9 protein-coding genes and 1 pseudogene are annotated in these 14078 nt (G+C 60.8%); 6 read left to right on the top strand and 4 right to left on the bottom strand.

The features are described from left to right. Nucleotides 1-10: 10 nt before the first annotated feature. On the bottom strand, nucleotides 11-3460 hold the full coding sequence (gene mfd, locus C6Y56_RS19160; RefSeq protein ID WP_169431214.1) for a transcription-repair coupling factor: 3450 nt from the start codon (nucleotides 3458-3460) through the stop codon (nucleotides 11-13). Between the two features lie 354 nt (nucleotides 3461-3814). On the opposite strand from mfd, the gene C6Y56_RS19155 reads away from it, so the two are divergent. Further along, on the top strand, nucleotides 3815-5278 hold the full coding sequence (locus tag C6Y56_RS19155; RefSeq protein ID WP_169431213.1) for a glyceraldehyde-3-phosphate dehydrogenase: 1464 nt from the start codon (nucleotides 3815-3817) through the stop codon (nucleotides 5276-5278). Nucleotides 5279-5344: 66 nt separating this feature from the next. Here C6Y56_RS19155 and C6Y56_RS19150 read toward each other — a convergent pair. Further along, nucleotides 5345-6636 (bottom strand): annotated as a pseudogene (locus tag C6Y56_RS19150) (MFS transporter). Between the two features lie 75 nt (nucleotides 6637-6711). On the opposite strand from C6Y56_RS19150, the gene C6Y56_RS19145 reads away from it, so the two are divergent. Continuing rightward, nucleotides 6712-7761, top strand: a complete 1050-nt coding sequence (locus tag C6Y56_RS19145) for an FAD:protein FMN transferase (RefSeq protein WP_169431212.1) — start codon at nucleotides 6712-6714, stop codon at nucleotides 7759-7761. A 197-nt stretch (nucleotides 7762-7958) separates the two neighbouring features. Further along, nucleotides 7959-9353 carry a Si-specific NAD(P)(+) transhydrogenase gene (gene sthA, locus C6Y56_RS19140; RefSeq protein ID WP_065260713.1) on the top strand — a complete coding sequence of 465 codons (1395 nt, stop codon included), beginning with the start codon at nucleotides 7959-7961 and terminating at the stop codon, nucleotides 9351-9353. A 42-nt stretch (nucleotides 9354-9395) separates the two neighbouring features. Here the strand turns inward: sthA and C6Y56_RS19135 are convergent, their stop codons facing one another. Both C6Y56_RS19135 and C6Y56_RS19130 read right to left on the bottom strand, forming a co-directional pair. Then, a complete protein-coding gene (locus C6Y56_RS19135) occupies nucleotides 9396-10118 on the bottom strand; it encodes a glycerophosphodiester phosphodiesterase (RefSeq protein ID WP_169431211.1) in 723 nt (240 codons plus the stop codon). Nucleotides 10119-10131: 13 nt separating this feature from the next. Further along, on the bottom strand, nucleotides 10132-10713 hold the full coding sequence (locus tag C6Y56_RS19130; RefSeq protein WP_169431210.1) for a PilZ domain-containing protein: 582 nt from the start codon (nucleotides 10711-10713) through the stop codon (nucleotides 10132-10134). 94 nt (nucleotides 10714-10807) lie between these two features. Between C6Y56_RS19130 and C6Y56_RS19125 the strand changes: the two genes are divergently transcribed. From C6Y56_RS19125 to C6Y56_RS19115, 3 genes are all read left to right on the top strand, one after another. Continuing rightward, entirely contained in the window at nucleotides 10808-12058 is a 1251-nt protein-coding gene (locus C6Y56_RS19125) for a lipoprotein-releasing ABC transporter permease subunit (protein WP_169431209.1), read from the top strand. Nucleotides 12059-12065: 7 nt separating this feature from the next. Further along, the gene (lolD, locus tag C6Y56_RS19120) at nucleotides 12066-12749 is read left to right on the top strand and encodes a lipoprotein-releasing ABC transporter ATP-binding protein LolD (protein ID WP_169431208.1); all 684 of its coding nucleotides are present in this window, start codon (nucleotides 12066-12068) and stop codon (nucleotides 12747-12749) included. A 63-nt stretch (nucleotides 12750-12812) separates the two neighbouring features. Continuing rightward, a complete protein-coding gene (locus C6Y56_RS19115) occupies nucleotides 12813-14057 on the top strand; it encodes a lipoprotein-releasing ABC transporter permease subunit (protein WP_169431207.1) in 1245 nt (414 codons plus the stop codon). The last annotated feature ends 21 nt before the right edge of the window (nucleotides 14058-14078 follow it).

The following is a 14078-nucleotide window of genomic DNA, read 5'->3' as shown; positions in this document are numbered from 1 at the left end:
GCGGCGTCCTTCAAGCAGTTTTCGGGAGGAGGCGCTCGAACAGCGCTTCCACAGTATTAAAGCGCTCTTCCGGGCGCTCCATCGGCACCTGGAACTTGAACATCGTGGCGCCTTCGAATTTGTAGCGTTTTGGCTGACTCTGGATCAGTTTGATCAGGGTCATCGGGTCGACTGGCGTCTGCGCGGCGAACTCGATGCGTCCACCCTGCGGGCCGCCGTCGACCTTTTTGATGCCGAGCTGCTCGGCCTGCAATTTCAACGCAGTGATGCGCACCAGATTCTTGGTCGGTTCCGGCAGCAGGCCGAAGCGGTCGATCATCTCCACTTGCAGATCCTTCAGGCCTTCCTCGTCGGTGGCCGAAGCGATGCGCTTGTACAGGATCAGGCGTGCGTGCACATCCGGCAGGTAATCTTCCGGAATCAGCGCCGGCACCCGCAGGTTGACTTCCGAGCCGCCGCCGAGCGGCTGATCGAGGTTCGGCTGTTCGCCCTTGCGGATCGATTTCACCGCGCGCTCAAGCATTTCCATGTACAGCGTGAAACCGACCGCCTGGATCTGCCCGCTCTGGCCGTCGCCCAGCAGTTCGCCGGCGCCACGGATTTCCAGGTCGTTGGTGGCCAGCACGAAGCCCGCCCCCAGATCCTGAGTGTTGGCAATCGCCTCCAGACGTTTTTCCGCATCGCCGGTAATCTGTTGGCGTGGCGGTGTCAGCAGGTAGGCGTAGGCCTGGTGGTGACTGCGGCCAACACGGCCGCGCAACTGGTGCAATTGCGCCAGGCCGAACTTGTCGGCGCGCTCGATGATGATGGTATTGGCGCTCGGCACGTCGATGCCGGTCTCGATGATGGTCGAAGCGATCAGCACGTTGAAGCGCTTGTGGTAGAAGTCGCTCATCACCTGTTCGAGTTCGCGTTCGCGCATCTGCCCGTGGCCGATGCCGATCCGCGCTTCCGGCACCAGTTCGGCCAGTTCGGCGGCGCATTTCTCGATGGTCTTCACGTCGTTGTGCAGGTAGTAAACCTGACCGCCGCGCAGCAGTTCACGCAGCAAGGCTTCCTTGACCGTGCTCTTGTTCTGTTCCATGACGAAGGTGCGCACCGACAGGCGTCGCGCCGGCGGCGTGGCGATGATTGACAGGTCGCGCATGCCCGACACCGCCATGTTCAGCGTGCGCGGAATCGGCGTGGCGGTCAGCGTAAGAATGTCGACTTCGCTGCGCAGGGCCTTGAGCTGTTCCTTCTGACGGACACCGAAACGGTGCTCTTCGTCGATGATTACCAGCCCGAGGTTTTTGATCTTGACGTCGTCCTGCAGCAGCTTGTGGGTGCCGATGACGATGTCGATATTGCCTTCGGCCAGTTGGGCCACCGCTGCGTTCACTTCCTTGGCCGACTTGAAGCGGCTCATCACTTCCACGGTCACCGGCCAGTCGGCGAAACGATCGCGGAAGCTGTTGTAGTGCTGCTGGGCGAGCAGGGTGGTCGGTACCAGAATCGCCACTTGTTTGCCGCCATGCACCGCGATAAACGCGGCGCGCATGGCCACTTCGGTCTTGCCGAAACCGACGTCGCCACAGACCAGTCGATCCATCGGCTTCGGCGCAAGCATGTCTTCGCGCACGGCTTCGATGGTGGATTGCTGGTCCGGGGTTTCTTCGAACGGGAAGCCGGCACTGAAGGTTGCGTAATCGGCCTTCGGATCGGCAAACGCATAACCTTCGCGAGCCGCGCGGCGGGCATAGATGTCGAGCAATTCGGCAGCAACGTCGCGCACCTGTTCGGCAGCCTTGCGCTTGGCTTTCTGCCAGGTCTCGGAGCCGAGGCGATGCAGCGGGGCCAGTGCGTCGTCGCTGCCGGTGTAGCGGGCGATCAGATGCAGGTTGGCCACGGGTACGTAGAGCTTGGCGTTCTCGGCGTATTCCAGGGTCAGGAATTCGGCAGCCTGGCTGTCGATTTCCAGAATCGTCAGACCGAGATAGCGGCCGACACCGTGATCGATGTGCACCACCGGCGCGCCTTCGCGCAGCTCGGTGAGGTTCTTGATCACTGCATCGTTGTTGGCGTCGGCGCGTTTTTCGCGGCGGCGACGCTGCATCACGCGCTGGCCGAACAGTGGACTTTCCGCAACCAGTGCCAGCGCCGGGTCGTCCAGCATCAGGCCTTCGTCGAGCGGAGCGATGGTGATCGCCAGGCGATCCTTGCTCGCGACGAAGTCCGGCCAGCTGTCGACGGTTTTCGGTCGCAGCTTCAGACGGTCCAGCAGTTCCAGCAGCACTTCGCGGCGGCCTGCCGATTCGGCGGTGAACAACACGCGCCCCGGGAATTCGTCGAGGAAGGCGGACAGCGCGGCCAGCGGTTGCGTGGCCTTGGCTTCAATCGCCAGATTCGGCAATGCCTGCGCCGGGAAGCGCTCGCGGCCGACGCCGGTCTCCACGTCCTGCTGGCTGGCAACCACGCGCGGCCAGTTCTTCAGGCGGGCGAAGCAGTCTTCGACCGGCAGGAACAGTTCGGCGGGCGGCAATAAAGGACGCGATGGATCGACGCGGCGCTCTTCATAGCGATTGCGTACGTCGTTCCAGAAGTTTTCCGCCGCTTGCTCGATACCCGGCAGCGAGAACACCTGAGTGTCCTGGGGCAGGTAATCGAAGAGAGTCGAGGTTTCTTCGAAGAACAGCGGCAGGTAGTACTCGATGCCGGCAGGCGTGATACCGCTGCTCAGGTCCTGAAAGATCGGGCAACGCCGGAAGTCGACGTCGAAACGCTCGCGAAAGCGTGCCTTGAAGCGGGTGACCGCTTCTTTCTGTAGCGGGAACTCCTTGGCCGGCAGCAGCTTGACCGAGTCGACCTTTTCGATGGAGCGCTGGTTTTCCGGATCGAAGGTGCGCAGGGTTTCGATTTCGTCGTCGAACAAGTCAATGCGATAAGGCAGTTTGCTGCCCATCGGGAACAGGTCGATCAGGGCGCCACGTACGGTGAACTCGCCGTGTTCGTAGACCGTGTCGACGTAGCGATAGCCGCTGGCTTCGAGCCGCGTGCGCATCTGTTCGACGTCGAGTTTCTGCCCGACATCCAGCACCAGGCTGCTGCCGAGCAGGAAACTGGTCGGTGCCAGGCGATGCAGGGCCGTGGTGATCGGCACCACCAGCACGCCATGTTCCAGCTCCGGCAGCCTGTAAAGGCTGGCGATGCGCTGGGAGATGATGTCCTGGTGCGGCGAGAACAGGTCGTAGGGCAGGGTTTCCCAGTCCGGGAAATGCAGCACCGGCAAATCCGGGGCGAAGAAGCTCAGCTCCTGCTCCAGCCGTTCGGCACTCTGGCTGTCGGCGGTCAGCAGTAACGTGAAGCGCTTGGCAGCGCTGGCAGCCTCGGCAATCGCCAGGCTCAGTGCGGCACCGGGCAGATTGCCCCAGTGCTGTTTACCTGCCGCGGCAGGGAGAAGCGGTAGACGCAGAACAGGCACGGAAGGTTGAGCTCCAGGCGTTGCGACAAAGTCGGTAATTGTAGCGGCGTCCGGTGCCGCCTGTCAGTTGCAGACTGCGTCTATCTGCGCTGTTTGAGCAAAATGTAGTGGTAACCATAAAAACCAGCACTTTTTTGACGGTTATGTAGTGCCGAAAGTGGGTGGTGTTACGGAGGGTTACAGACATCGTCTAACAGTCGTCGAAAAACTGACTGCGCTGAAAGCCCCGGTTTTACTGGGCTGGCGGAGGGCGTTATTTTTTTGGACGGAATTTTGTTACCGATTGCGCGACAAGCGCGCATTGCTACAAGAGGTTCTCGGCGGCATAATGTAGCCCCTTTTTTCTGCCCCTACATGTGGAAGGTTCCCGTGACTCAGAAGCCCGACCAGTGTCTTGGTGAATGGATCGACCGTGAAGCACTCGCAGAAGCGATGATTCCGCTTATCGGTCAGCTCTACCGCAATAACAACGTGGTGAGCTCGATCTATGGCCGCAGCCTGATCAACCAGTCTGTCATCGCGATTCTCAAAGCTCACCGCTTTGCTCGCCATCGTTCTTCCGACGATAGCGAACTCTCCGTCCACGAAACATTCCCTCTGCTCAAGGCCATGAGCGAGCTCAAGCTCGGCGCGGCTTCGGTGGATCTGGGCAAGTTGGCGTTCAAATTCCGCAATGAAGGCAACGGCCGTACCGCCGAGCAGTTCGTGCGTGAAGAAATGGCTGACGTGGTTGGCCAGCAAAACGCTTCGGCCCGCAAAGGCACTGACGTTGTGCTTTACGGCTTCGGTCGTATCGGCCGTCTGCTGGCGCGCATCCTGATCGAGAAAACCGGTGGCGGCGACGGTCTGCGTCTGCGTGCCATCGTGGTGCGCAAGGGCGCCGAAAACGACCTGACCAAACGCGCCAGCCTGCTGCGTCGCGATTCGGTACACGGTTCGTTCAACGGCACCATCACCATCGACGAAGAAAACAACACTATCACCGCCAACGGCAACCTGATCCAGGTTATCTACGCGAAAAACCCTACCGAAGTGGATTACACCCAGTACGGCATCAAAGATGCGCTGCTGGTGGACAACACCGGTGTATGGCGTGATGCCGACGGCCTGGGTCAGCACCTGGCCTGCCCGGGTATCGACCGCGTTGTTCTGACCGCGCCTGGCAAGGGCAAGCTGAAGAACATCGTTCACGGTATCAACCACAACGAAATCACCGCTGACGACAAGATCGTGTCCGCCGCTTCCTGCACCACCAACGCCATCGTGCCGGTGCTGAAAGCCGTGAATGACAAGTTCGGCATCATCAACGGTCACGTCGAAACCGTTCACTCGTACACCAACGACCAGAACCTGATCGACAACTTCCACAAGGGTGATCGCCGTGGTCGTAGCGCCGCGCTGAACATGGTGATCACCGAGACCGGTGCTGCTACCGCTGCTGCCAAGGCCCTGCCTGAGCTGGCTGGCAAGCTGACCGGTAACGCGATCCGTGTTCCAACGCCGAACGTGTCGATGGCCATTCTCAACCTGAACCTCGAGAAAGCCGCCACCCGTGAAGAGATGAACGAGTACCTGCGCTACATGGCGCTGCACTCGGATCTGCACAAGCAGATCGACTTCGTCAATTCCCAGGAAGTGGTTTCCACCGACTTCGTGGGCTCGCGCCACGCCGGTGTGGTCGACGCTGAGGCGACCATCGTTCAGGATAACCGCGTTGTTCTGTACGTCTGGTACGACAACGAGTTCGGTTATAGCTGCCAGGTCGTTCGCGTGATGGAAGACATGGCCGGTGTAAACCCGCCAGCATTCCCGCGCTAAGCCTTAGCTGCAAATGAAAAACGCCCCGACTCTGGTCGGGGCGTTTTTGTTTGTGTGCGATTTGCCTCAGCGGGGGATGGCGGCTTGTGCCGTGCGCAGTTCGTGCCTGTTGCCACGGAACAGCACCAGCGTGGCGATCAGGCCCAGCACGGCTGCTCCACTTAGCCAGATCCCCGGCGCTGCCTTGTTGTCCAGCACATGGATCAGGTAAGTGCAGGCCGCCGGGGTAAAACCACCGAAGGTTGCGGTCGCCAGACTGTAGGCCAGCGAGAAACCCGTGGTGCGAACTTCCACCGGCATAATCTCGGTGAGTGCCACCACCATAGCCCCGTTATACGAGCCGTACAGGAACGACAGCCACAACTCGACGATCAGCAGATGGCTGAAGCTCGGGTTCGCCACCAGCCACGACAACGCAGGGTAAGCGGTCAGAATCGCCAGAATCGTCGCCGCCAACAGTAGGGGTTTGCGTCCGACCTTGTCAGACACCGCGCCCATCACCGGCAGCCAGAAGAAGTTCGACAGGCCGATGCACACCGTCACCAGCAACGCATCGAAGTCCGACAGGTGCAATTCCGCCTTGCCGAACGTCGGGGTGTAGGCGGTGATCAGGTAGAACGACACCGTCGTCATGACCACCAGCGCCATGCCGGCGATGACGATGCCAAAGTTCTGACCGATCGAGCGGACGATTTCCTGCAGGGTAGGGCGATGTTTGCGCGCCTGGAATTCCGGGGTTTCCTCCAGCGAGCGACGGATGACGAAAATCACCGGGACGATCATGCAGCCGATCAGGAACGGCACGCGCCAGCCCCATTCGCCCATCTGTTCCGGGCTCAGCCAGTGGTTGAGGCCAACGCCAAGCAGGCCGGCGAATACCACCGCTGCTTGCTGACTGGCGGACTGCCAGCTGACGAAAAAGCCCTTGCGGCCGGGCGTGGCGATTTCCGCCAGATACACCGATACACCGCCCAATTCGACGCCGGCCGAGAATCCTTGCAGCAAGCGGCCGAACAGCACGATCAGCGGCGCGGCAACGCCGAGCGTGGCATAACCCGGAACGCAGGCAATCAGCACGGTACCGGCAGCCATCAGTGCGAGGGTAATGATCAGGCCCTGACGACGACCGTGTCGGTCAATGTAGGCTCCGAGGAAGATCGCCCCCAGTGGACGCATCAGAAGCCTGCGCCGAAGGTGGCAAGCGAAAGCATCAAGGATGCGAAAGCACTGTCGGTAGGGAAGAACGTCTTGGCGATGGCCGTGGCATAGAAGCCGTAGACCATGAAGTCGAACATTTCGAGAAAGTTGCCGCTGACAACGCGAAAAATCGCTTTGCCTTTGCCCGTGGAGGAGGACATGTTCAGGTACTCACTTTTTAGATTTTGTATGAAAGCGGTGCATCCGTTTGGGAGCGAGCGGGCTCTGTGGCCATAATGGCCGCCGCGGTTTTGCTCGGAGATGAAGAATTGTTAACTGGACGGTTTGTGGTTTTCGTGCTGCTGATCGGCGTTTTGTCCGGGTGCGGCAACGGCGACTCCATGGAGAGCTTCGGCGGCCCGACCATGGGCAGCACCTATTCGATCAAGTACGTGCGCCACGCCAATCTGCCTGCGTCTGAGGATGTCCGTGTCGAAGTCAAGAAGATCCTTGCCGATGTCGATCAGCAGATGTCCACCTACCGCGCGAACTCTGATATTTCACGTTTCAACGCGTTGCCAGCCGATCGTTGTCAGGCCATGCCGGCGGCGATTCTTGAATTGGTCCGTGTGGGCGAACAGCTGTCACAGCAGAGCGAAGGTTCCTACGACCTGACGGTGGAGCCGTTGCTCAATCTTTGGGGCTTCGGCCCGCAAGGGCGCGAGGAGAAAGTTCCGAGCGCTTCGGCGCTGGCCGAGGTGCAGAAGCGCGTGGGTTACCGCCATCTGCGCGTTGAAGGCGACCAACTGTGCAAGGATGCGGCGGTCGAGGTCGACTTCAACAGCATTGCCGCCGGTTATGCGGTCGATACCATTGCGGCGCGGCTCGATGCCATGGGCATTCATGATTACCTCGCCGAAGCCACGGGGGAACTCAAGGCGTCCGGCAAGAAGCTCGACGGCTCCCCCTGGCGCATCGCGCTGGAGGCGCCTCGTGACGATCGGCAAGTGGCCGAGCGGATCATCGACGTTGATGGCTATGGCCTCTCCACGTCCGGCGACTACCGCAACTATTTTCAGCAGGACGGAAGGCGCTATTCCCACACCTTCGATGCCCGCACCGGAGCGCCCGTCCTACACGACCTGGCGTCAGTCACGGTGATTCATCCTTCAGCCTTGATGGCCGATGGACTATCGACACTGTTGCTGATTCTCGGCCCGGAAAGGGCCTGGGACTATGCCGAAAAACACGACATTGGTGCATTCTTTGTGATTCGTGCCGATAAAGGTTTCGTCACACGCACCAGTCACGCTTTCCAACGGCTCAGTGGCGCAAAAGTTGACTGAGAACAGTACGAAAGCTGGCGTTGTAGTGCAGGCAAAAGTAGCCTACGACGCGACCAAGGGTTAATGTGCGCGGCGTTGACGCTTCTATAGACTGTGTCCGGGTTTTCAACTGGCCCCCAATTGTTCCTTCGCGCCGTCGTTCGGCGTGATTTAGCCGCCGGTGCTGCTGGCACCGCGGCCTGTTCTGAGGAGTACGCATGGCTGTCTACAACTACGACGTGGTGGTGCTGGGTTCCGGCCCGGCGGGAGAAGGCGCGGCAATGAACGCCGCCAAAGCAGGGCGCAAGGTGGCGATGGTCGACAGCCGTCGCCAGGTCGGCGGTAACTGCACCCACCTGGGCACCATCCCGTCCAAGGCCTTGCGTCACTCGGTGCGGCAGATCATGCAGTTCAACACCAACCCGATGTTCCGTGCGATCGGTGAACCGCGCTGGTTCTCCTTCCCGGACGTGTTGAAGAGCGCCGAAAAAGTCATCTCCAAGCAAGTCGCTTCGCGTACCGGCTACTACGCCCGTAATCGCGTCGACGTGTTCTTCGGCACCGGCAGCTTCGCCGACGAGCAGACCATCGAAGTGGTCTGCGCCAATGGTGTGGTCGAGAAGCTGGTAGCCAAACACATCATCATTGCCACCGGTTCGCGTCCTTATCGCCCGGCGGACATCGATTTCCACCACCCGCGTATCTACGATAGCGACACCATCCTCAGCCTCGGCCACACCCCGCGCAAACTGATCGTTTACGGCGCCGGCGTGATCGGTTGCGAATACGCTTCGATCTTCAGCGGTTTGGGCGTGCTGGTCGAGCTGGTGGACAACCGCGGGCAGTTGCTGAGCTTCCTCGACTCGGAAATCTCCCAGGCGTTGAGCTACCACTTCAGCAACAACAACATCACCGTGCGTCACAACGAAGAGTATGACCGCGTCGAAGGCGTGGACAACGGCGTAATCCTGCACCTGAAGTCCGGCAAGAAGATCAAGGCCGACGCCTTGCTCTGGTGCAACGGCCGGACCGGCAACACCGATCAGTTGGGTCTGGAAAACATTGGCGTCAAGGTCAACAGCCGCGGCCAGATCGAAGTCGACGAGAATTACCGCACTTGCGTACAGAACATCTACGGCGCCGGTGACGTGATCGGCTGGCCGAGCCTGGCCAGTGCCGCCCACGACCAGGGTCGCTCGGCTGCTGGCAGCATTGTCGACAATGGCAGCTGGCGCTTCGTGAATGACGTGCCGACCGGCATCTACACCATTCCGGAGATCAGCTCGATCGGCAAGAACGAGCAGGAACTGACCCAGGCCAAGGTGCCGTACGAAGTGGGCAAGGCGTTCTTCAAGAGCATGGCGCGGGCGCAGATCGCCGGCGAGCCGCAAGGCATGCTGAAGATCCTGTTCCACCGTGAAACCCTGCAGGTGCTGGGCGTTCACTGCTTCGGTTATCAGGCATCGGAGATCGTGCACATCGGTCAGGCGATCATGAACCAGCCGGGTGAGCTCAATACCCTGAAGTATTTCGTCAACACCACGTTCAACTACCCGACCATGGCCGAAGCCTATCGGGTAGCGGCGTACGACGGCCTCAACCGGCTTTTTTGAGCGGCTCCGGCCGGTGGCCTGAGCCGGCCGGGGAGACCGATTTCAGCTATTCCCGAGGGTGGCAGTGGCCAAACCGGGAAAGTCTGTAATCAGGCTGTCAACGCCGAAGTCGGCGAGTCTGCGCATCAGCGCAGGCTCGTTGACGGTCCACACCGACACATGCAGCCCCTGACGCTGCGCCTTTTGCAGGCGTTCCGGCGTACACAGCGTCCAGTTCAAGGCCAGTATCTCGCAGCCGTAGCTTGCCGCGACCTTCAGCGGGTCGAGCCAGGCGTACTCGGCCACCAGGCCCCGTGACACGTCCGGTACCAGATCCAGTGCAGCCTTCAATACTTCCCGCGAACTTGAGGTGATCGTCACCTTGTCGAGCAGCCCGTGTCTGACCGCCATTTCACGGATGGCCAGAACGGTCGTCGCAGCGCGGGTGCGCGAGGCGCTTTTGACTTCGAGCTGCCAGTGCTCGAAATCACATTTCTCGAACAGTTCTTCCAGGGTCGGAATCGGGCAGGGCTTGATCCAGCCCGGCCCACCCTTGCGGGCGTCGTAGGTCACCAGTTCGGCGGCGGAGTGCTCGACCACCTTGCCACGGCGCTCGGTGGTGCGCTTGAGGGTCGGGTCGTGGATGACCATCAGCTCGCCGTCCTTGGACAGGTGCAGATCCAGTTCGCAGCGGCGAACGCCGTGCTTGAGACATTCCTGAAAACTGGTCAGGGTGTTTTCCGGTGCTTCGCCCTTGGCGCCGCGGTGGCCGTAGATAAGGGTCACGGTTTTTCCTTAATTAAATGCCTGATTCGTTCTGTTCGCGGGCCAGACGTCGTTCCTGGGCCTGCTTTTGCAAGATATAGCGGGCGAGCAGCTGGCGCTGGGCTTCGGTCAGGTGTTCGAACTCGGTGCCGACATCGTAGCCGTCACCCTTGCGGTCGCAATGGGTGACCCGGGCGCGCAGCAACAGGCCAAGCGCCTGGGGCATCAGCACCAGTTTCACCGACAGGTGGGCGCCGGTGGCGATCGGGGTCGGGTGCTGAAAGTCGATGCCGCCCTCGGAGATGATCACCGGTTGCGGTTCGCCGATATGGCCGAGCACGGTCAGGGCGACCACCTGGCTGAGCAGGTCGATGCGTTTGTTCTGGGATTTCAGGAACGCCGCGATGGCGCGGTCGCGTTCACTGATCTGGCGCAGCAGGTGCTGCGACTCGAATTCGCTCAGGTGCAGTTCGCTGAGCAGGTTGAATAGCGGGGAAGCATCCTGCAACACTTCCTGGCCGGCGGCTTCGGGAGCGGACAGGGGCCGAATTTCCAGTGCGATCGTGTCCTCGATACGGTAGTATTCGCGGCGATCTTCTTCATCTAATGTCGACATGGCGAACCCATGGTAGCGGCGGTGGTCTGAGTGTAAAGCTGGTTATCGACCCCCGCCACAAGGACGTTCCTTTTCCCTCCGAACAAGCCCCGACATGTTCAGACCTCTCTTCGTATTTATCGGCACGCGTTATACCCGTGCAAAGCGTCGCAATCATTTTGTGTCATTCATTTCCCTGACTTCGATGATCGGGCTCGCCCTTGGCGTGGTCGTGATGATCGTGGTGCTGTCGGTGATGAACGGCTTCGATCATGAGATGCGCACCCGCGTGCTGGGCATGGTGCCTCACGCGACCATCGAGTCCGGTGAAGCCATCAGCGACTGGCAGAGCCTGGCCGCCAAGGTCAAGCAGAACCCGCAGGTGGCGGCCGTCGCGCCGTTCACCCAGATGCAGGGATTGCTGACCAACAACGGCCAGGTGTCCAAGGTGTTGCTCAATGCCATTGATCCGGCGCTGGAACGCAACGTCTCGATCATCGACAACTTCATGCAGCAGGGCAAACTCGACGACCTGACGCCGGGCAGCTTCGGCATCGTGATCGGCGACAAGGCCGCGACCAAGCTCGGCGTGGGCATCGGTGACAAGATCACCTTCGTCGCCCCGGAGGTCAGTGTGACCCCCGCCGGGATGTTCCCGCGCATGAAGCGTTTCACCGTGGTCGGCATCTTCCATGTCGGCGCCGGCGAGCTGGACGGCTACCTGGGCGTCACCAATCTGCAGGATCTGGCGAAGATGCACCGCTGGAAGCCTGATCAGGTGCAGGGCCTGCGCCTGAAGTTCGACGATCTGTTCCAGGCGCCGCGTGAGGCGTGGAACATCGCCCAGCGGCTCGGCGAAGACCATTACTACGCCCGCGACTGGACCCGCACCCACGGCAACCTGTATCAGGCGATCCGCATGGAAAAAGCCATGATCGGCCTGCTGTTGCTGCTGATCGTCGCGGTTGCCGCGTTCAACATCATCTCCACACTGGTGATGGTGGTGAACGACAAGAAGGGCGACATCGCCATTCTGCGCACGCTCGGCGCCACGCCGGGCACGATCATGCGCACGTTCATGGTGCAGGGCACGGTGATCGGCGTGGTCGGTACGGCCATCGGCGCCGTGGTCGGAATCCTGGCGGCGCTCAATGTCAGCGCGGCGATTTCGGCACTCGAAGGCTTGATCGGGCACAAGTTCCTCAACGCCGACGTGTATTTCATCGATTACCTGCCATCGCAGGTGCAGAGCCAGGACGTAGTCATGGTCTGCGCGGCTGCGTTGGTCCTGAGTTTCCTCGCCACCCTGTATCCAGCCTGGCGTGCCGCACGCACCCAGCCGGCGGAGGCGCTACGTTATGAGTGAGTCGGGCATGAGTGAAAAAGCAATCCTGAGCTGCCGCAACCTGGGCAAGTCCTACGAGGAAGGCCCGGAGTCGGTGCAAGTGCTGGCCAACCTGCAACTGGAGCTGCACCCGGGCGAGCGCGTGGCGATCGTCGGCAAATCCGGTTCGGGCAAAAGTACCTTGCTCAACCTGTTGGGCGGTCTCGATACGCCGACCAAGGGCGGTGTCTGGCTCGACGGTGAAGAGCTGTCGGCGCTGAGCGAGAAGAAGCGCGGCCTGCTGCGTAACCGTGCCCTCGGGTTCGTGTACCAGTTCCACCACCTGCTGCCGGAATTCACCGCGCTGGAAAACGTCTGCATGCCGTTGCTGATCGGCAAGACTGCGATCCCGGAAGCGCGTCAGCGGGCCACGGCGTTGCTGGAACGAGTCGGTCTCGGCCATCGTCTGGAACACAAACCGGCCGAGCTGTCCGGTGGTGAACGCCAGCGTGTGGCCATCGCCCGCGCTCTGGTGAACAATCCGGGCCTGGTGATGCTCGACGAGCCGACCGGCAACCTCGACTCCCACACCGCCGAAGGCATTCAGGACCTGATGCTGGAACTCAGCACGTCGATGCGCACGGCGTTTCTGGTGGTGACTCACGACATGAACCTGGCTCGCCAGATGGACCGCGTCCTGCAGTTGCAGGAAGGTTGCCTGACCCCCATCTGACGGCTTGAAACCCGATGCCTGAAAAGGCGTCGGGTCTTTTATTTTTATACGGTGCCCCAGCGAATGTTCAGACCGTTATCGATCTTTATCGGCACGCGCTATACCCGCGCCAAGCGCCGCAATCGCTTTGTTTCATTCATCTCGATGACCTCGATGATCGGTCTCGCCCTCGGCGTGTTGGCGATGATTGTGGTGTTGTCGGTGATGAACGGCTTTCAGCGCGAAATGAGCTCGCGCATCCTCGGCATGGTGCCCCACGCGACCATCGTGGGCGTCAAGCCGATCGACGACTGGCAACCCGTGGCTGCCGCCGCGATGAAGAACCCCGAAGTCACTGCCGCTGTGCCGTTCACCGAGATGGAAGGCATGCTGTCCTACAAAGGCATGATGCAGCCGATCCAGATCAGCGGTGTCGATCCGGCCCAGGAAGGCAAGGTGTCGATCGTTGCCCAGCACATTGTTCAGGGTCGTCTCGATGCCTTGAAGCCGGGCGAGTTCGGCGTGGTGCTGGGTGAAATCACGGCCCGGCGCTTCCGCCTGAACGTCGGCGACAAAATCACCCTGATCGTGCCGGAAGTCAGTACTGCACCCGGCGGCATCACCCCGCGCATGCAGCGTCTGAATGTGGTCGGCATCTTCAAGGTCGGTGCCGAACTGGATGGTTCCATGGGCCTGATCCATGTGGCCGACGCCGCAACGATGCAGCACTGGGAGCCGAATCAGGTACAGAGCGTGCGTCTGGCAGTGAAAGACCTGTACGCGGCGCCTAAAGTCTCCTCCGATATCGCCACCGGCCTCGGCGTTGATTTCAAGGCTGACGACTGGACCCACACCCAGGGCAGCCTGTTCAGTGCGATGAAAATGGAAAAGACCATGATCGGTCTGTTGCTGCTGATGATCGTCGCGGTGGCGGCGTTCAACATCATTGCGACTTTGATCATGGTGGTGAACGACAAGGGCGCGGACATCGCGATCCTGCGCACCATCGGCGCCACGCCACGGCAGATCATGGCGATCTTCATGGTGCAGGGCACGGTGATCGGCATCGTCGGCACCATCATCGGTGGCGTGCTCGGCGTAATTGCCGCACTCAATGTCAGTGAGATGGTGGGCTGGGTCGAGCGAGTGACCGGGCAGCACATCTTCAGTTCGGACGTGTACTTCGTCAGCAACCTGCCCTCGGAATTGCAGGGCGGCGATGTGCTGCTGATCTGCTCGGCGGGCTTCATTCTCAGCTTCCTGGCCACGGTTTACCCGGCCTGGCGAGCGGCGAAGATCGAGCCGGCGCACGCGTTGCGCTATTCGTAAGCTCTCCTGTTGAGGCCGGCA

Source organism: Pseudomonas fluorescens (assembly GCF_012974785.1).
Lineage (GTDB): Bacteria > Pseudomonadota > Gammaproteobacteria > Pseudomonadales > Pseudomonadaceae > Aquipseudomonas > Aquipseudomonas fluorescens_BT.
Note: the sequence above shows the minus strand (reverse complement) of the source record. Positions and strands in the feature narration are given on the sequence as shown.

Coding starts and splice junctions, on each gene's coding strand:
- C6Y56_RS19155 (WP_169431213.1), top strand. CDS start 3,815: ATGTGGAAGGTTCCCGTGACTCAGAAGCCCGACCAGTGTCTTGGTGAA.
- C6Y56_RS19145 (WP_169431212.1), top strand. CDS start 6,712: ATGGCCGCCGCGGTTTTGCTCGGAGATGAAGAATTGTTAACTGGACGG.
- sthA (WP_065260713.1), top strand. CDS start 7,959: ATGGCTGTCTACAACTACGACGTGGTGGTGCTGGGTTCCGGCCCGGCG.
- C6Y56_RS19130 (WP_169431210.1), bottom strand. CDS start 10,713: ATGTCGACATTAGATGAAGAAGATCGCCGCGAATACTACCGTATCGAG.
- C6Y56_RS19125 (WP_169431209.1), top strand. CDS start 10,808: ATGTTCAGACCTCTCTTCGTATTTATCGGCACGCGTTATACCCGTGCA.
- lolD (WP_169431208.1), top strand. CDS start 12,066: ATGAGTGAAAAAGCAATCCTGAGCTGCCGCAACCTGGGCAAGTCCTAC.
- C6Y56_RS19115 (WP_169431207.1), top strand. CDS start 12,813: ATGTTCAGACCGTTATCGATCTTTATCGGCACGCGCTATACCCGCGCC.